Source organism: Streptomyces sp. NPDC085931 (assembly GCF_044540565.1).
Taxonomy (GTDB): Bacteria; Actinomycetota; Actinomycetes; order Streptomycetales; family Streptomycetaceae; genus Streptomyces.
This window is the reverse complement of the sequence record NZ_JBITSK010000004.1, coordinates 45310-60421: the sequence shown is the minus strand read 5'-3', so window position 1 is coordinate 60421 and position 15112 is coordinate 45310. Positions and strand designations below refer to the sequence as shown.

General features: G+C 72.7%; 19 protein-coding genes. 12 read left to right on the top strand and 7 right to left on the bottom strand.

What is annotated here, in order from left to right:
- Window positions 1–498 precede the first annotated feature (498 nt).
- Window positions 499–1242 carry a Clp protease N-terminal domain-containing protein gene (locus tag ACIGAN_RS09045; RefSeq protein WP_365091617.1) on the bottom strand — a complete coding sequence of 248 codons (744 nt, stop codon included), beginning with the start codon at window positions 1240–1242 and terminating at the stop codon, window positions 499–501.
- An 82-nt stretch (window positions 1243–1324) separates the two neighbouring features.
- On the opposite strand from ACIGAN_RS09045, the gene ACIGAN_RS09040 reads away from it, so the two are divergent.
- Window positions 1325–2425: a DUF2786 domain-containing protein gene (locus tag ACIGAN_RS09040; RefSeq protein WP_399856324.1), complete on the top strand. Its 1101-nt coding sequence runs from the start codon at window positions 1325–1327 to the stop codon at window positions 2423–2425.
- A 7-nt stretch (window positions 2426–2432) separates the two neighbouring features.
- On the opposite strand, the gene ACIGAN_RS09035 is transcribed toward ACIGAN_RS09040, so the two are convergent.
- The 4 genes from ACIGAN_RS09035 to rpmB all read right to left on the bottom strand — a co-directional run bounded on the left by ACIGAN_RS09035 (window position 2433) and on the right by rpmB (window position 4374).
- On the bottom strand, window positions 2433–2987 hold the full coding sequence (locus ACIGAN_RS09035) for a DUF4232 domain-containing protein (protein ID WP_399856321.1): 555 nt from the start codon (window positions 2985–2987) through the stop codon (window positions 2433–2435).
- A 119-nt stretch (window positions 2988–3106) separates the two neighbouring features.
- On the bottom strand, window positions 3107–3640 hold the full coding sequence (locus tag ACIGAN_RS09030) for a hypothetical protein (protein ID WP_399856318.1): 534 nt from the start codon (window positions 3638–3640) through the stop codon (window positions 3107–3109).
- A 192-nt stretch (window positions 3641–3832) separates the two neighbouring features.
- Window positions 3833–4138 (bottom strand): 30S ribosomal protein S14, encoded by a 306-nt coding sequence (rpsN, locus tag ACIGAN_RS09025; RefSeq protein WP_311688769.1) that lies wholly within the window; start codon window positions 4136–4138, stop codon window positions 3833–3835.
- Complete coding sequence (rpmB, locus tag ACIGAN_RS09020; protein ID WP_309096561.1) at window positions 4138–4374, bottom strand: 50S ribosomal protein L28; 237 nt, start codon at window positions 4372–4374, stop codon at window positions 4138–4140. The genes rpsN and rpmB overlap by 1 nt, the downstream gene beginning before the upstream one ends.
- A 65-nt stretch (window positions 4375–4439) precedes the next feature.
- Here rpmB and rpmG point away from each other — a divergent pair, with 65 nt between their 5' ends.
- The 5 genes from rpmG to ACIGAN_RS08995 all read left to right on the top strand — a co-directional run bounded on the left by rpmG (window position 4440) and on the right by ACIGAN_RS08995 (window position 7259).
- On the top strand, window positions 4440–4604 hold the full coding sequence (gene rpmG, locus ACIGAN_RS09015; protein ID WP_030235952.1) for a 50S ribosomal protein L33: 165 nt from the start codon (window positions 4440–4442) through the stop codon (window positions 4602–4604).
- A 2-nt stretch (window positions 4605–4606) separates the two neighbouring features.
- On the top strand, window positions 4607–4855 hold the full coding sequence (locus ACIGAN_RS09010) for a type B 50S ribosomal protein L31 (RefSeq protein ID WP_114254541.1): 249 nt from the start codon (window positions 4607–4609) through the stop codon (window positions 4853–4855).
- A 4-nt stretch (window positions 4856–4859) separates the two neighbouring features.
- A complete protein-coding gene (locus tag ACIGAN_RS09005; RefSeq protein WP_365742125.1) occupies window positions 4860–6062 on the top strand; it encodes a CobW family GTP-binding protein in 1203 nt (400 codons plus the stop codon).
- Window positions 6063–6069: 7 nt separating this feature from the next.
- Complete coding sequence (gene rpsR, locus ACIGAN_RS09000) at window positions 6070–6303, top strand: 30S ribosomal protein S18 (RefSeq protein WP_114254543.1); 234 nt, start codon at window positions 6070–6072, stop codon at window positions 6301–6303.
- A 737-nt stretch (window positions 6304–7040) separates the two neighbouring features.
- A complete protein-coding gene (locus tag ACIGAN_RS08995; protein WP_052310470.1) occupies window positions 7041–7259 on the top strand; it encodes a DUF397 domain-containing protein in 219 nt (72 codons plus the stop codon).
- A gap of 86 nt (window positions 7260–7345) precedes the next feature.
- Here the strand turns inward: ACIGAN_RS08995 and ACIGAN_RS08990 are convergent, their stop codons facing one another.
- Window positions 7346–7840, bottom strand: coding sequence for an ATP-binding protein (locus tag ACIGAN_RS08990; RefSeq protein WP_399856313.1), 495 nt, complete (start codon window positions 7838–7840; stop codon window positions 7346–7348).
- Between the two features lie 364 nt (window positions 7841–8204).
- Between ACIGAN_RS08990 and ACIGAN_RS08985 the strand changes: the two genes are divergently transcribed.
- From ACIGAN_RS08985 to ACIGAN_RS08960, 6 genes are all read left to right on the top strand, one after another.
- The gene (locus tag ACIGAN_RS08985) at window positions 8205–9029 is read left to right on the top strand and encodes a helix-turn-helix domain-containing protein (RefSeq protein ID WP_365091673.1); all 825 of its coding nucleotides are present in this window, start codon (window positions 8205–8207) and stop codon (window positions 9027–9029) included.
- A gap of 96 nt (window positions 9030–9125) precedes the next feature.
- Window positions 9126–10589, top strand: a complete 1464-nt coding sequence (locus tag ACIGAN_RS08980; protein WP_365742129.1) for an aldehyde dehydrogenase family protein — start codon at window positions 9126–9128, stop codon at window positions 10587–10589.
- Between the two features lie 102 nt (window positions 10590–10691).
- The gene (locus ACIGAN_RS08975; protein ID WP_365091591.1) at window positions 10692–11243 is read left to right on the top strand and encodes a DinB family protein; all 552 of its coding nucleotides are present in this window, start codon (window positions 10692–10694) and stop codon (window positions 11241–11243) included.
- A 10-nt stretch (window positions 11244–11253) separates the two neighbouring features.
- Window positions 11254–11895: a PadR family transcriptional regulator gene (locus ACIGAN_RS08970; RefSeq protein WP_365091588.1), complete on the top strand. Its 642-nt coding sequence runs from the start codon at window positions 11254–11256 to the stop codon at window positions 11893–11895.
- A 73-nt stretch (window positions 11896–11968) separates the two neighbouring features.
- On the top strand, window positions 11969–12928 hold the full coding sequence (locus tag ACIGAN_RS08965) for an ATP-binding cassette domain-containing protein (RefSeq protein WP_399856309.1): 960 nt from the start codon (window positions 11969–11971) through the stop codon (window positions 12926–12928).
- Window positions 12925–13686: an ABC transporter permease gene (locus ACIGAN_RS08960; RefSeq protein ID WP_365742133.1), complete on the top strand. Its 762-nt coding sequence runs from the start codon at window positions 12925–12927 to the stop codon at window positions 13684–13686. The genes ACIGAN_RS08965 and ACIGAN_RS08960 overlap by 4 nt, the downstream gene beginning before the upstream one ends.
- A gap of 13 nt (window positions 13687–13699) precedes the next feature.
- On the opposite strand, the gene ACIGAN_RS08955 is transcribed toward ACIGAN_RS08960, so the two are convergent.
- Complete coding sequence (locus tag ACIGAN_RS08955; RefSeq protein ID WP_365742135.1) at window positions 13700–15106, bottom strand: glutamate decarboxylase; 1407 nt, start codon at window positions 15104–15106, stop codon at window positions 13700–13702.
- Between the last annotated feature and the right edge of the window lie 6 nt (window positions 15107–15112).

Genomic DNA, 15112 nt, shown 5'->3' with positions numbered 1-15112 from the left:
CAGGGGGGACTGACAACGCCCTCGTACCGCCGCGCACGGCCCCGACTTGTGCGGAGCGCCCCGCCCCGCGAGGTCAGGGCCCGTCCGCGCGCGTCCTGCCGCACGCCCCCGGCCCGTCCGGCGTGCCCGGCCCCGCGGGGCGGCGCCCCGCCCGACGCGCACCGCCCCGCAGGTGGGGAGACGTCCGCGCGTCCTGCAGCACGAGCGCGCCCCGCCGCGCGTGGTCGGGACCTGCCCGGTGCGTCCTGCCGTGCCCGGCAAGACCCGCCCGGCGCCTCCTGCCCGCGCCCGTCAGGACCCCGCCCGGTGCGTCCTGGAAGTGCCCGTCAGGGCTCCGCATGGAGCACCCTGCCGTGCCCGGCAGGACCCGCCCGGCGCCTCCTGCCGTGCCCGTCAGGACTCTGCCCGGTGCGCCCTGGAAGTTGCCCGTCAGGACCCCGCCCGGTGCGTCCTTCCGCCCCGCACGGTCAGGCCCCCGGTCCCTCCCGACCCGCGCCGTCAGGACTCCTCCGGCGACTCCTGTCGTGCCCGCACGATCTTCTCCAGTGCCCCGGCGACGTACCGCTCGGTGCGTTCCTTGTCGATGCCGAGGCCGCTGAGGACGCCCTCGCCGTTCTCGTGCTCCAGCAGGGCGAGCAGGATGTGCTCGGTGCCGATGTAGTTGTGGCCGAGGCGCAGGGCCTCGCGGAAGGTGAGTTCCAGGACCTTCTTGGCGGCCTGCCCGTACGGCACCAGCTCGGGGGCCTCCTCCACGGCCGGCGGGAGGGCCGCCGTCGCCGCCGCGCGCACCGCGTCGAGGGAGACGCCCTGCTCGACGACGGCCTTGGCGGCGAGACCCTCGGGTTCGGCCAGCAGCCCGAGGACGAGGTGCTCGGGCACGCCCTCGGCGTTGCGCGCGGCCCTGGCCTCGTTGTGCGCGGCCATGACCGTGTTGCGGGCGCGGGGCGTGTACCGGTTGAAGCCCTGGCCGGGATCGAGGTCGGCGGACTCCTTGGGCACGAAGCGCTTCTGCGCGGCCTGGCGGGTGACGCCCATGCTCTTGCCGATGTCGGTCCAGGAGGCGCCGGACCGCCGCGCCTGGTCCACGAAGTGGCCGATGAGGTGGTCGGCCACCTCGCCGAGGTGATCGGCGGCGATCACCGCGTCCTGGAGCTGCTCCAGCGGTTCCTGGTGCACCTTCTTGATCGCCGCGATCAGGTCGTCGAGGCGCACGGATGACGTGATGGTGGGGTTCGTCGTCATGCTGTCAACCGTAGGTTGCGCCCCCCGAGGTGTCAACCGTGAGTTGACACTTGGCGGGCGGGTGGCGTGGCACCATCGGCTCGTGAGTACGTCCAGCGCCGTCGACCGCGCGTTCGAGGCCGCCCTCTACGCCACCGGCGAGACCGCCCTCGACACCGGCGCGTCCCTGCTCGCCGCGGACCCGGCCGCGGACGCGGAACTCGACCGGCGCGGGCGGGAGTTCGTGGCGGCGGCCTGGCGGCGCGGCTGGCAGCCCGCCGATGTCGTGCGGACCGTCCGGCGGGAATTGGACGACCCGCACGTCGCACTCGTCTGCGCCCTGATCCGCGCCCAGGCCCCGGACGACGTCCCCCGCGGCCGCCGCTGGAGCGCCCAGCTCGCGGAGCTGCCCGCCGGGGACCCGCCCCGCACCGACCGCTTCTCGCACGCCACCGCCGTGCTGGAGCTGTACCGCCTGCTGCTGCGCCTGCCCGCCCTGGAACCCCTCGACGAGGCACCGGGGGAGGCGAGGACCGAGTCCCGCATGCTCACCCGCATCCGGGCCCTGCTCGCCAAGGCGGAGGCGACCGGCTTCCCGGAGGAGGCGGAGGCGCTCAGCGCCAAGGCCCAGGAGCTGATGGCCCGGCACAGCGTCGACGAGGCGCTCCTCGCGGCCCGGGCCCCCTCGCCCGACACCCCCGGCGCCTGCCGGATCGGCGTCGAGCCGCCGTACGAGCAGGCCAAGGCGGTGCTGCTGGACGCCGTCGCCACGGCCAACCACTGCCGGGCGGTGTGGAACGAGCCGCTCGGCTTCTCCACCGTCGTCGGCTTCGAGACCGACCTGGAGGCGGTCGAACTGCTCTACGCCTCCCTGCTGGTGCAGGCCACCACGGCGATGACGAAGGCCGAGGCCGCCCAGCGAGCCGGTGGCCGCAAGCGCACCAAGACGTTCCGGCAGTCGTTCCTGGCGGCCTACGCCCACCGCGTCGGCACCCGCCTGGCGGCCGCCGCCGAGACCCAGGTGTCCGACGACCTGCTCCCGGTCCTGGCCTCCCGGGACGTCGCCGTCACCGGCCGGCTGGACCGGATGTTCCCGGAGACGACCACCACCCGGCTGCGCGGAGTGAGCGACGCGGCGGGCTGGACGGAGGGGGCGCAGGCGGCGGACCGGGCCCGGCTGAGGCACCGGCCGCCGCTGCGCTGAGCCGCCCTCAGTCGCCGGCCGACTCGAAGCCGCTCACCGTGGCCTCGGCCTGGCCGCCGTTCTCCGGCCGGGCGACCGGGCCGTAGGACCACTTCAGTTCGTGCGCCTCCTCGGGGGCGCCGGGCAGGGTGAAGGACGCCGCGCGCACGACGAGGCTCTTCGCCGGGTCGGCCGCACCGCGGACGTAGGTGATCGTGAAGGACGTGGTGGCACCGCTGCCGAGGGTGAGCGGCTGCGCCTGGGCGCCCTCCTCGGGGAGCACGTTGGTGGTACTGCCCTCGGCCAGGAGGTCCACGGCCGGGAAGCCCTTCAGGGTGCACTGCGCGCCCTTGTTGGTCAGCGTCACGGTGACGGTGCCGGTGTCCCCGGCGGCCGGGGCGGCGCCGGCCCCGACCTCGACGCCCAGGCCGGCCAGGGTGCAGGCCGAGCCGTTCGCGGGGTCCGCGTTCTTCGTGTCGTCGTCGGAGCCGCCGGAGTCGCCGGAGCCGCCGCCGCAGCCGGTCAGCAGGACCGTCGAGGCGAGGGCGACGGCGGCGGTCAGGGCGAGGGGGAAGGTGCGCATGAGGTCCTCTGGGCGTGATGAGCGGAAAGGCGGTGCCGGGCTCCAGGATCATCACGCACCCTGCGCTCCCGCGGGCACGCACCCCCCCGCGAATCCCCCGAACGAACCGCGCCGCGCCCCTACTGCGCCCCGAGGCTCGCCGTGGGCAGCCCGGTCGGCAGCTTGCCGCCCTCCGCCTTCGTGTACGTCTCCGCGCCGAGGCCGCCCTCCCAGGTGACCTTCATGCTGCTGCCGTTCACCGAGTCGACCATGCCCGTCGCCCGGCTCTTGCTGCCGTCCGTGCACTTCAGGCGGATCATGCGCATCCCGGACTCCTCGCCCGCGGTGCCGCTGCAGATGCTCCCGCCGGTGGCGAACAGCGCGGCCTGCTTACCGGTGATCACCAGAGCCACGGCCTTGCCGTCGGTCGTCGCCAGCCAGCTGCCCGCCAGCTCGCCGGCGCCCGCCCCGCCGGCACCGGAGTCCGAGCCCGAGCCCGAGCCGGAGTCCGAGTCGCCGGTTCCGGCGGAGGCCGTGGCCGAGGGGGCCGGGCTCGACGCCGGGTCGTCCCCGGAGTCACCGTCGCCGCTGCACCCCGCCAGTACGAGCGCGCCCACCAGCCCCGCGGCCGCCGCCGCGACGCGCACCGCGCCGAGGCGGCGCCAGAACGTCACCGAAGTCACTGCAAGCCCCCAAGCTCTAGCCGGCCGACCGACCGGCCGACCAACGAACCGGCCAACCAAGCGACCGACCGGCCAAGCGACCGATCGACCGGCCGACCGGCCCGGAACGGCACCGGCCGGTCCCGTCGCCGAAACGATCGCAGCAAGCTACCAGGGGCCGTCAAGAGCCTCGAAGGCGGTCTTCTACCAGGACGATTTGCGCACACCGGGCAGATAACCCGCGTGCGCCTGTTCCCGCAGGCTCACCCGGGACAGCCCGAAGGCCCGGAAGTAGCCGCGGGGCCGCCCGTCCACCTGGTCGCGGTTGCGGACCCGCGTGGCGCTCGCGTCCCGTGGCTGCCGGCGCAGTTCCGCTTGGGCGGCCAGGCGCTCGGCGTCCGTCGAGGAGGGCCTGCGGATGATCTCCTTCAGCTCGGCCCGCCGGGCGGCGTACCGCGCGACGATCTCCTGTCGCCGGTCGTTCTTCGCGATCTTGCTCTTCTTCGCCATCAGACCTTCCCTCCCCGGGCGCGGATCCGGGCCACGGCCGCCTCGATCCCGATCGTGTCGACGGTCTTGATCCCGCGGGCGCTCAGCCGGAGCCGTACGTGCCGGCCCTCGCTCGGCAGCCAGTAGCGCTTGGACTGGATGTTGGGGTCGAACCGGCGGGACGTGCGCCGGTGGGAGTGCGAGATGCGGTTGCCGAAGCCCGGCTGGGCGCCGGTCAGCATGCAGTGCGCGGACATGGGTGGTGACGTACCTCTCTGTCTCCGTTGATGCAAATGGAAGTCGTTTTCAGTATCATAGCGGCATGGCACGCAACGAACTCCGTCCGGTCATCAAGCTCCGGTCCACCGCCGGGACCGGCTTCACCTACGTCACCCGCAAGAACCGCCGCAACGACCCGGACCGACTGACCCTGCGCAAGTTCGACCCGGTCGTCGGCCGCCACGTCGACTTCCGAGAGGAGCGCTGACCATGCGCAAGGGAATCCACCCGGAGTACGGGCCCGTCGTCTTCCGCGACCGTGCCGCCAACTACGCCTTCCTCACCCGCTCGACCATGACGAGCGAGAAGACGATCGAGTGGGAGGACGGCAACACCTACCCCGTCGTCGACGTCGAGATCTCCGACGTCAGCCACCCCTTCTACACCGGCACCGCCCGCGTCCTGGACACCGCCGGCCGCGTCGAGCGCTTCGAGCGCCGGTACGGAAAGAAGGGCTGAGCGCGTGGCTGTCTCCCCTGGGCTCCCCGTCGTGATCGTCGGCGGGCTGCACGCCGACGCCCGCCGGGCGGCCGTGACCCGGCTGCTCGCGGAGGTGCCCGGCAGCGTCGTCCTCCACCACGACCTGGCGACGGCGGCCGCCGGCACGGTGGTGCGGACCGTGCGGGACGCCGGCGGCATCCTCGACGCGGGGGAGGCGCCGCTCGTCAACGACTGCGCGTGCTGCGCCCTGCGCGAGGACCTGGTCCCGGAGCTGGAGCGGCTCCGGGACGCCGGGGCCACCCGGCTCGCCGTCGTCGAGCTGTGGGACTCCGTCGAGCCCAAGGCCATGGCCGAGGTCGTCGCGGCCGGCGGCCTCACCGTCACCGGCGTGATCACCGCTGTCGACCCGGCCCTGGTCCTGCCCTACCTGGGCAACGGCGACGATCTCGCCGAGGGCGGGCTCGCCGCGGCGGCGACGGACCAGCGCACGGTCGCCGACACCTTCGCGCGCCAGCTGGAGTACGCCCCCGTCCTCGCGGTCGCCGACTCCCCCGAGGCCGACGACGAGGACCGGGAGCTGCTCGCGCAGCTGCACCCGACGGCCCTGCGGGTGCCCATCGGGCAGGAGGCGCCGGCCGCCCCGGACGGCGACGGCCTGACCGTGCCCGTCCCGCGCACGGGCGCGCTCTCCCCGCTGGCCCGGGCGGCCTTCGCCGGCTTCGACGTCGAGGCGGCCGCAGCCGCCCAGCACCCGGCCTGCGCGCTGCTGCCCGCCGAGGCCGACGCGCACGGCGTCTCCACCCTGGTCTGGAGCAGCCGCCGCCCCTTCCACCCGGAGCGCCTCTACGCCGCCTTGGAGGACCTGACCTGCGCGGCGGCCCGCAGCCGGGGCCGGTTCTGGCTCGCCGACAAGCCCGACACGCTGTTCCACTGGGACGCGGCGGGCGGCGCCCTGTGCGTGGAGAGCGCGGGCCCCTGGCTCGCGTCCCTGCCGGACGCGGCCTGGGAGATGGTCCCGCCGGTGCGCCGCGCCGCCGCCGCGCTGGACTGGCACCCCGAGCACGGGGACCGCGGCCAGCACCTCGTCTTCACCTCGCCCGGCCTGGACCGGGACGGTCTGGAGCGGCTGCTGGAGTCCTGCCTGCTGACCGACACCGAGTACGCCGCCGGGCGCGACGCCTGGCAGCGGCTGCCGCACGCCTTCGACACCCTCCTGGAGGTCTGACCCCGCCATGCCCCGCAAGCCCGAGCGCAAGCCCGCGAAGAACCGGCCCAACCCCCTGGACCAGGCCGGGATCACGTACATCGACTACAAGGACACCGACCTGCTGCGGAAGTTCATCTCCGACCGCGGCAAGATCCGCAGCCGCCGTGTCACCCGCGTGTCGGCCCAGCAGCAGCGGCAGCTGGCCCGGGCGATCAAGAACGCGCGCGAGATGGCCCTGCTGCCGTACTCCAGCCGCTGAGCCGCTGAGCCGCCGAGCCGCCGAGCCGCCGAGTCGCCGAGTCGCCGAGCCGCCCAGCCACCGAGTTGCTGAGTCGCCGAGCCGCTCGGCGACCGGGCCGCTGAACGCGTCCCGGTCCGGGTGAGGTTCCCCACGCTTGACGCGCGGGGAACCCCGCGGGCATGGAACGACCCGCTCCGCACCGGCTCCCCGGACGCTCCCCGGTCCGCTGCGTGCCCGGTCGGCCGCCCCGCGCAGGACGTCCGGCGGACCTCCGTCCCCCCACGCCGTCCGGGTCGCCCGGTGCCCTGCGCCGGGCGGGGATCCGGCGATGGTCCGAGCCGGGCATCGGCCCGCGGGACGACCTCCCCCTCCTGCGCGGGGCCCGTTTCCCCCCGCTCCCGGCCGTGCCCACCGCTTCCGGATGACGGCCGGCCGGCCCCTCCCGCAGCCGTACAGCCGCCCGCCCGTGCCGCCGAGCGGATGCTCCGCCTCCACGGGACCTCCGCCGAACCCGCCGACTTCCCCACCGTCCGCCGGGAACGCGCGACCGGGCGGGGGCGTCCAACCAGGCGGGAGCTTCGGTCAAGCGGTCGTCAAAGCTGTAACCGGAGGACCACCCGCCGTGCACGTGCATCTGCCCATGCATCTGCACTTGAACAGAGTTATGATCCGGGTCAGTTGACCGATGCATCAATGGCCACACCAGCCAGTGCACCACCGGGGAGCGACCTGTGGACCACGACGTGTACAACGGTATGGCGGCCACCAGGCTGCACGGTGTGGCCTGGCAGAAGAGCCGGCACAGCAACTCGCAGGGCTCGTGCGTGGAGTTCGCCCGGCTGCCGGGCGGTGACGTGGCCGTGCGCAACTCCCGCTTCCCCGACGGCCCGGCGCTGGTCTACACCCGCGCCGAGATCGAGGCCATGCTGCTCGGCGTGAAGGACGGCGAGTTCGACCATCTGGTGGGCGGCTGACGACGGGCCCCGGCGACTCGGGGTGACGAGTGCCCTACGCGCTGTTACGCGCGTAGAACCGCGGCGCGAGGACGCGCCGCGGTTTCTCATTCCGCGTGCGGCCGCGCTCCGGACCGGGGCAGCCGGAACAGCGCCCACACCACCTTGCCGCTGAGCGCGCCGGCCATCGGGTGCCAGCCCCAGCTGTCGCTGAAGGAGTCGACCAGGAACAGCCCGCGGCCCGACTCGGCCGAGAAGTCGTCGGTCTCCCGGGCGACGGGACTCTCGTGACTGGGGTCGCGCACCGCGCACACCAGCCGCTCGGTCCACCGCATCAAGTGCAGCCGCACCGGCGGCTCATGGGCTCCGGCGCACGGGGTGTCCGCCGTCAGGCCGTGCCGCAGGGCGTTGGTGACGAGCTCGGAGACGACGAGACAGACGTCGTCGAAACGCTCGCCCATGTCCCACTGGTCGAGGGTTCTGCGGGTGAACTTCCTGGCCTCGCGCACCGCTTCGTAGCGAGCGGGAAGCGCACAGGAGGCGGCGTCGGACACGGCCGCGGGGTCGAGCGGCGGAAGGCCCTGCCGTAACGGCTCGAGCATGGTCGATCCATTCGTCCCCATGCGAGGCACTCCCGGGAATTCGCGGTCGGTGCGATGCGGCGGTGGTGCGGGACCATGGTTTCGGATGCGTACAGCAGATGCAAGGGCAGATGCACGTGCAGCTGACCGGATTAAGCCGTCCCGTACCGCTTCTTGGTCAATTTTTCCGTCATCTTCGCGTCCCCTTCTGGCCGTTCACTTGCCCTCTTCTTGAGCACGTGCGCGTGCGCCGACTGTCTCGATTCCGTTTCCGTAACCGGACGAGTACTGCTCGGAGTGTTTTAGTGGCAGACTTCGGCCCCTGAAGACGTTGGGGAGGCTGGCGAACGTGAGCGCGGGAGAGCCGGGATCGGTGGTGCGGCGCATGCTGCTCGGATCACAACTCAGGCGACTGCGTGAGGCGCGGGGCATCACGCGCGAGGCGGCGGGCTACTCGATCCGCGCCTCCGAGTCGAAGATCAGCCGGATGGAGCTGGGCCGGGTGAGCTTCAAGACCAGGGACGTGGAAGACCTGCTGACCCTCTACGGCATCACGGACGAACAGGAGCGGGCCTCCCTGCTCTCCCTGGCCAAGGAGGCCAACGTCGCGGGCTGGTGGCACAGTTACTCGGACGTGCTGCCCAGCTGGTTCCCGACCTACGTCGGCCTGGAGGGCGCCGCCTCGCTGATCCGGGCCTACGAGGTGCAGTTCGTGCACGGCCTGCTGCAGACCGAGGCGTACGCGCACGCGGTGGTCCGGCGGGGCATGCAGGGCGCCAGCGAGGCCGACGTGGAGCGGCGGGTGGCGCTGCGCCTGGAGCGGCAGAAGCACCTGGTCGACGAGCGCGCGCCCGACTTCCACATCATCCTGGACGAGGCGGCGCTGCGCCGCCCGTACGGCGGCCGCGAGGTCATGCGCGGCCAGCTCCAGCACCTCATCGAGATCTCCGAGCGGCCCAATGTGCGCCTGCAGGTCGTGCCGTTCAGCCTCGGCGGCCACTCCGGCGAAAGTGGCGCGTTCACGATCCTCAGCTTCCCGGAGTCCGACCTCTCGGACGTCGTGTACCTCGAGCAGCTCACCAGCGCGCTCTACCTGGACAAGGCCGAGGACGTCGCCCAGTACGAGAGGGCGCTCAAGGAGCTGCAGAGCGACAGCCCGGGCCCCTCGGAGAGCCGGGACCTCCTGCGGGGGCTGCTCCAGCTCTCCTGAAGTACGCCGCCAACTCTCCTGAAACACAAGTACGATGACGTGTGATCAGATCGTGAAGGCGCGATCGAGGGTCTGCCAGGGATCGAGGGATCACACATGTCGTCGTCCTACTTCACCGACCTTGCACAGCAGTACATCGACGGTGAGTGGCGCCCGGGTACCGGCTCCTGGGACATCATCGACTTCAACCCGTACGACGACGAGAAGCTGGCGTCGATCACCATAGCCACGGTCGACGAGGTCGATCAGGCGTACCGGGCGGCGGCCCGCGCCCAGAAGCAGTGGGCCGCGACCAACCCGTACGCCCGGCGCGCGGTCTTCGAGAAGGCCCTGAGCCTCGTCGAGGAGCGCGAGGCGGAGATCTCCGAGGCCATCATCGCCGAGCTCGGCGGCACGCGCCTGAAGGCCGCCTTCGAGCTGCACCTCGTCAAGGAGTTCCTGCGCGAGGCGGTCCATCTGGCGCTGGCCCCCGAGGGCCGGATCATCCCCTCCCCGGTGGACGGCAAGGAGAACCGCGTCTACCGCGTGCCGGTCGGGGTGGTGGGCGTGATCAGCCCGTTCAACTTCCCGTTCCTGCTGTCGGTCAAGTCGGTCGCCCCGGCGCTCGCCCTCGGCAACGCCGTGGTGCTCAAGCCGCACCAGAACACCCCGATCGTCGGCGGCTCCCTGGTGGCGAAGATCTTCGAGGACGCGGGGCTGCCCGGCGGTCTGCTCAACGTCGTCATCACCGACATCGCGGAGATCGGCGACGCCTTCATCGAGCACCCGGTCCCCAAGGTCATCTCCTTCACCGGCTCCGACCAGGTCGGCCGGCACGTGGCCACCGTCTGCGCCCGGCAGTTCAAGCGCGCCGTGCTCGAACTGGGCGGCAACAGCGCGCTGGTGGTCCTCGACGACGCCGACATCGACTACGCGGTCGACGCGGCCGTCTTCAGCCGGTACGTCCACCAGGGCCAGGTCTGCATGGCCGCCAACCGCGTCCTGGTCGACCGGTCGGTGGCCGGCGAGTTCACCGAGAAGTTCGTCGCCAAGGTGAAGTCCCTCAAGACGGGCGACCCGCGCGACCCGGAGACCGTCATCGGCCCGGTGATCAACTCCCAGCAGGCGGACGCCCTCGCCGGCGTGGTCGAGCAGGCCCTCGCCGAGGGCGCCACCGCCCTGGTGCGAGGCGGCCGCACGGACAACCTGGTGGAGCCGTCCGTGCTGACCGATGTCCCCGCCGGCTCGGCGCTGCTGCGCCAGGAGGTCTTCGGCCCGGTCGCCTTCCTCGTGCCGTTCGACGGCGAGGAGGAGGCCGTGCGCCTCGTCAACGACACCCCCTACGGGCTGAGCGGCGCCGTGCACACCGGGAACGTCGAGCGCGGCGTGAACTTCGCCAAGCAGATCGACTCGGGCATGTTCCACGTGAACGACGGGACGGTCCACGACGAGCCGATCGTGCCCTTCGGCGGCGAGAAGCACTCGGGCCTGGGCCGGCTCAACGGCGAGACCATGCTCGACGCGTTCACGACGACCAAGTGGATCTCGGTGCAGCACGGCCGGAGCCGCTTCCCGTTCTGACCGCCGTGCGGCCGGCGGGTCCTTGCGGACAGAACCTGACCGCAAGGGCCCGTAGTTTCGTCCATGTCAGGCAGCAACGGCACAGACGAAAGGCGGCCGGCCATGGTGACGCACGTGGGACCCGAGGCACCCGGTGACGAGCGCGGAGCACTTCTGTCCTTCATCGCCGAGCAGCGCGGCGGCATCCGCCGGGCGCTGCTGGGCCTGACGGCGGAGCAGGCCTCGTCCCGGCCGAGCGCCAGCGAGCTGTCCCTGGCCGGGCTGCTGAAGCACGTCGCCGAGGTCGAGCAGGGCTGGATCGCCCGGGCCAAGGGCGAGCCGCCGGCCGTGCACCGCGACGAGTCCACCTGGCACGAGTGCTTCGTGCTGGTGGGCGACGAGACCGTGGAGTCGCAGCTCGCGTACTACGAGAAGGTGGCCGCCGAGACGGAGGCCTTCATCCGCGCGGTGCCCAGCCTCGACGACACCTTCGAGCTGCCCGCGACGTCCTGGAACCCGAAGGACGAGCGGCTCTCGATGCGCTGGCTCTGCCTGCACCTGATCCGCGAGACCGCCCGGCACGCCGGTCACGCCGACATCATCCGCGAGTCGCTGGACGGCCGGACGGCCTTCGAGCTGGTGGCCGCGGAACAGCAGGTGGCGGCCGGGTCCTAACCTGGACCGCATGTCAGCGATCCGTCTCCTCGTGCTCGGCGCGGTCCGTATGCACGGCCGCGCCCACGGCTACCAGGTACGCAACGACCTGGAGTACTGGGGCGCGCACGAGTGGTCCAGCGCCAAGCCCGGCTCGATCTACCACGCCCTGAAGCAGATGGCGAAGCAGGGGCTGCTGCACGCGCACGAGATCGCCCCGTCCACGGCCGGCGGCCCGCCGCGCACGGAGTACGAGATGACCGACCGGGGCACCGAGGAGTACTTCCGGCTGCTGCGCGAGGCGCTGGTCACCTACGACCAGCGCGGGGACGTGAAGACGGCCGCGGTCGGTTTCCTGGTCGACCTGCCCCGGGCGGAGGCGGTCGCCCTGCTCAAGGAGCGCACGCTGCGCATCGAGCAGTGGCGGGCCGCCGTCCTGGAGCACTACGTGCCCGAGGAGGGGCCCGGGCAGCTGGGCCACATCGGGGAGATCATGAACATGTGGGTCCACACGGCCGACTCCGAGGCCGAGTGGACCCGCGGCCTGATCGAGCGCATCGAGGGCGGCGCCTACACCTTCGCCGACGAGGGCGACCCGTTCGTGGGCGTCCTGGCCGAGGGCGAGGAGAACCCGTACGCGACGGGGGAGCCGCATCCCGGGGATGCCCTCTAATCAAGTTTGACGAATGGCTGCGGCGGAGTTACCGTCGCCCTTGTAGTCAAGTTTGACTAGCAAGGGAGGCGCAGTGGCCGACGCGGCGATCACCGTCGAAGGCGCACAGAAGAGGTACGGCGCGAAGAAGGCGCTGGACGGGCTCGACCTCACGGTCGCGCGCGGCACGGTGCACGGGGTGCTCGGCCCGAACGGCGCGGGCAAGACCACCCTGGTCAGGATCCTGTCCACGCTGCTGCGGCCCGACGCGGGCCGGGTCGAGGTCGCCGGCCACGACGTGGCGCGCGAGGCCTACGCCGTCCGGCTGCGCATCGGCCTGCTCGGCCAGCACGCCGCGCTCGACGAGGAGCTCGACGGACGGCAGAACCTGGAGCTCTTCGGCCGGCTCCACCACCTGGGCGCCCGGCGGGCACGCGCGCGTGCCGGTGAACTCCTGGAGCGCTTCGGCCTGTCCGGCACCGGACGCAAGGCGGTCCGGCAGTACAGCGGCGGCATGCGGCGCCGCCTGGACCTCGCGGCGTCCCTGATCACCGAGCCGGAGGTGCTGTTCCTGGACGAACCGACCACCGGCCTCGACCCGCGCGGCCGCGCCGAGGTGTGGAACTCCGTCCGCTCCCTGGTCGGCGGCGGCACCACGGTGCTGCTCACCACCCAGTACCTGGAGGAGGCCGACCAGCTCGCCGACCGCGTCTCGGTCGTCGACGCGGGCCGGGTGATCGCCGACGGGACGCCGGACGACCTGAAGGCCGCGACCGGCGGCGACCGGATCGACGTGGTCCTGCGGGACGCCGGGCACCTGGGCGCGGCCGTCGCCCTGCTGCCCCTCACGGGCGTCACCGTCGACGTGGACCGCCGGCTGCTGAGCGCCCCGGTGACCGACCGCATGGCGGCGCTGTCCGGGGTGGTGCGGGCTCTGGAGGGGGCCGGGATCGACGCCGAGGACGTGGCGCTGCGCCGCCCGACCCTGGACGAGGTGTTCCTGCACCTCACCGGGGACGACGCCGACGACCGCCGACCGAAGGAGGCCGCGTGACCGCCCACGCCCTGACCGACTCCTGGACCATGACCCGCCGGGAGCTCGCCCGCTGGCAGCGGCAACCCGTCCAGCTGGCCGTCGGCCTGGTCTTCCCGGTGATGCTGCTGCTGATGTTCGGCTACCTGGTCGGCGGCGGCCGCGGCGTGGCCGGGGACTACCGCGACTACCTGATCCCGGGCATGCTCGCGCTCACCATGGCCTTCGGCCTGGAGAGCACGATGATCGCCGTCACCCAGGACCTCGACAAGGGCGTCGTCGACCGCTTCCGCTCGATGCCCATGGCCGACGGGGCGGTGCTGGTGGGCCGTTCCGCCGCCGACATGCTCCAGTCGGCGCTGACCCTGCTGGTGCTCGTCGGCGTGGGCGCTGCGCTCGGCTGGCGTCCCGGGGGCGGCCCGGCCGCCCTCCTGGGCGCGCTGGGACTGCTGCTGCTGTTCCGCTTCGCGATGCTGTGGATCGGCATCCACCTGGCCCTGGTGGCGGGCAGACCGGAGCTGGTCCAGGCGGTGCAGATCCTGGTCTGGCCGGTCGGCTTCCTGTCCAACGCCTTCGCCACCCCCGAGTCGATGCCCGGCTGGCTCGGCACGGCCGTGGAGTGGAACCCCTTGTCCCACACCGCCACGGCCGTACGGGACCTGTTCGGCGTGCCCGGTACGGAGTCCGGGCACGTGGGGTGGGCGGTCGTCTGGCCCCTGGCCCTGCTCGCGGTGTTCTTCCCGCTGGCGGTCAGGAGGTTCGCGCGCCTGAGCCGCTAGGGAACGACACGACCTAGTGGTGGAAGCCGGTCGCCGCGTCCTTGTCCCGGGTGAGCGGGCCGGGCTGCCGGCGCAGTTCCGGCAGCAGCCGTTCCAGGTCCTGCGCGAGCAGGTCGGCGAGGTCGGCGGAGAAGCCGTTGCGGCACACCACCCGCAGCACGGACAGGTCCTCGCGGTTCGCCGGGAAGGTGTAGGCGGGCACCAGCCAGCCGTGCTCGCGCAGCCGCCGCGAGACGTCGAAGACGTCGTACGACGTCACCTCCGGCGCGGTCGTGAAGGCGAAGACCGGCAGCTGGTCGCCCCGGGTCAGCAGCCGGAAGTCGCCGAGCGCCGCCACCCGCCCGGCGAGCCCGGTGGCCACGTCCCGGGCGGCCTGCTGCACGGCCCGGTAGCCGTCCCGGCCCAGCCTGAGGAAGGTGTAGTACTGCGCCACGACCTGGGCGCCGGGCCGGGAGAAGTTCAGCGCGAACGTGGGCATGTCGCCGCCCAGGTAGTTCACCCGGAACACCAGTTCCTCGGGCAGCGCGTCCGCGTCCCGCCACAGCGCCCAGCCGACGCCGGGGTAGACCAGCCCGTACTTGTGGCCCGAGGTGTTGATCGACGCCACCCGCGGCAGCCGGAAGTCCCACACCAGGTCCTCGTCGAGGAACGGCGCGACCATCGCGCCGGAGGCCCCGTCCACGTGCACCGGGATGTCCAGCCCCGTCCGTTCCCGCAGGGCGTCCAGCGCCGCGCACAGCTCGGCGATCGGCTCGTAGGAGCCGTCGAACGTGGAGCCCAGGATCCCGACGACCCCGATGGTGTTCTCGTCGCACAGCTCGGCCGCGGCCTGCGGGTCGAGGTGGAACCGCTCGCCCTCCATGGGCACCAGCCTCGCCTCCACCTCCCAGAAGTTGCAGAACTTCTCCCAGCAGACCTGCACGTTGACGCCCATCACCAGATTCGGCCGGGCTCCCGGGTACCGGTCCGCGTTGCGCCGCGCCCAGCGCCGCTTCAGCGCCATCCCGGCGAGCATGCACGCCTCGCTCGACCCGGTCGTCGAACACCCCACGGCGGCCGCCGGGTCGGGCGCGTGCCACAGGTCGGCGAGCATCGCCACACAGCGCCGCTCCAGCTCGGCCGTGCGCGGGTACTCGTCCTTGTCGATCATGTTCTTGTCGCGGCACTCCGCCATCAGCACCCCGGCCTCCGGCTCCATCCAGGTGGTGACGAAGGTGGCGAGGTTCAGCCGGGCGTTGCCGTCGAGCATCAGCTCGTCGCGGACCAGCTGGTGGGCGGTCGCCGGGGCCATGGGCTGGTCCGGCAGCCGGTGCGTGGGCGGGGCCTCGGCCATGTCGCCGACCGGGTTGGCGGGGCCGTAGAAGGGGTTGACGGACAGTCGGCGTTCGCCGGAGCGGCGGGTGCCGTCGTCGAGCGGCATGGGAGC

Excerpts from the sequence above, each read along its gene's own strand:
- ACIGAN_RS08990 (WP_399856313.1), bottom strand. The coding sequence starts at position 7,840 with ATGCTCGAGCCGTTACGGCAGGGCCTTCCGCCGCTCGACCCCGCGGCC.
- ACIGAN_RS09035 (WP_399856321.1), bottom strand. The coding sequence starts at position 2,987 with ATGCGCACCTTCCCCCTCGCCCTGACCGCCGCCGTCGCCCTCGCCTCG.
- ACIGAN_RS08980 (WP_365742129.1), top strand. The coding sequence starts at position 9,126 with ATGTCGTCGTCCTACTTCACCGACCTTGCACAGCAGTACATCGACGGT.
- ACIGAN_RS09010 (WP_114254541.1), top strand. The coding sequence starts at position 4,607 with ATGCGCAAGGGAATCCACCCGGAGTACGGGCCCGTCGTCTTCCGCGAC.
- rpsR (WP_114254543.1), top strand. The coding sequence starts at position 6,070 with ATGCCCCGCAAGCCCGAGCGCAAGCCCGCGAAGAACCGGCCCAACCCC.
- ACIGAN_RS08975 (WP_365091591.1), top strand. The coding sequence starts at position 10,692 with ATGGTGACGCACGTGGGACCCGAGGCACCCGGTGACGAGCGCGGAGCA.
- ACIGAN_RS08970 (WP_365091588.1), top strand. The coding sequence starts at position 11,254 with ATGTCAGCGATCCGTCTCCTCGTGCTCGGCGCGGTCCGTATGCACGGC.
- ACIGAN_RS08995 (WP_052310470.1), top strand. The coding sequence starts at position 7,041 with ATGGCGGCCACCAGGCTGCACGGTGTGGCCTGGCAGAAGAGCCGGCAC.
- rpmG (WP_030235952.1), top strand. The coding sequence starts at position 4,440 with ATGGCACGCAACGAACTCCGTCCGGTCATCAAGCTCCGGTCCACCGCC.
- rpsN (WP_311688769.1), bottom strand. The coding sequence starts at position 4,138 with ATGGCGAAGAAGAGCAAGATCGCGAAGAACGACCGGCGACAGGAGATC.
- rpmB (WP_309096561.1), bottom strand. The coding sequence starts at position 4,374 with ATGTCCGCGCACTGCATGCTGACCGGCGCCCAGCCGGGCTTCGGCAAC.
- ACIGAN_RS08955 (WP_365742135.1), bottom strand. The coding sequence starts at position 15,106 with ATGCCGCTCGACGACGGCACCCGCCGCTCCGGCGAACGCCGACTGTCC.
- ACIGAN_RS08985 (WP_365091673.1), top strand. The coding sequence starts at position 8,205 with ATGCTGCTCGGATCACAACTCAGGCGACTGCGTGAGGCGCGGGGCATC.
- ACIGAN_RS09045 (WP_365091617.1), bottom strand. The coding sequence starts at position 1,242 with ATGACGACGAACCCCACCATCACGTCATCCGTGCGCCTCGACGACCTG.